Annotated in this window: 1 protein-coding gene; it reads right to left on the minus strand. The window is 50.4% G+C overall.

Translation table 11 applies throughout. The features are described 5' to 3' along the window. Positions 1-349: 349 nt before the first annotated feature. On the minus strand, positions 350-577 hold a 228-nt coding region (locus tag IEX22_RS16355), incomplete at its 5' end, for an EAL domain-containing protein (protein ID WP_188669289.1).

Below are 577 nucleotides of genomic sequence, written 5' to 3' on the forward strand. Positions count from 1 at the left end.
AGGCCGCGGCGGTGGCATTGTCTCAGCTGGAACCCGGGCTGGATGTGACCCCGATGCACGACTTACTGGCGGAGTTGGTTGAGCAGAGATTGCGGCGGATGCCACCCAAGGTAAGGGAAAGATATTCCAGATAGATGATTGATCTCTAAGGAAATGAAATAAAACTGCGGCCTATGATGAAAACTCTGTATAGATCACGACATTTATAGGCCGTTATGGTTTTAATTAACCCACATCATCATCCCTGATGATGGAGTGGGACTGTCGGCGAATCGCTTTTTGCAGGGGAGTGGTTGCAGAAGATTTCTGTTGCCGACAGTCCTGTTTCTCTCTGGTTTACCCGGAATTATTACAGTTGAAAATGGGCCAGGGTGAATTGCTCAGGATGCAAGGGGTAACCGAAAAAGAATCCCTGCGCCAGCCCATCGCCCATCTGCCTTACCAGATCATTTTGATGCGCCGTGTCTATCCCCTCGGCAACAAAGTTAAGCTCCAGCGCCTGAGACAGCTGCACTATGGCCTGACACAGACGTTTACCCTTGGGGTGCTGTAGTTGTTCGGCAAATTCACCGGCTAT

Origin of the sequence: Tersicoccus solisilvae, from assembly GCF_014643255.1 — a bacterium.
Taxonomy (GTDB): domain Bacteria; phylum Actinomycetota; class Actinomycetes; order Actinomycetales; family Micrococcaceae; genus Tersicoccus; species Tersicoccus solisilvae.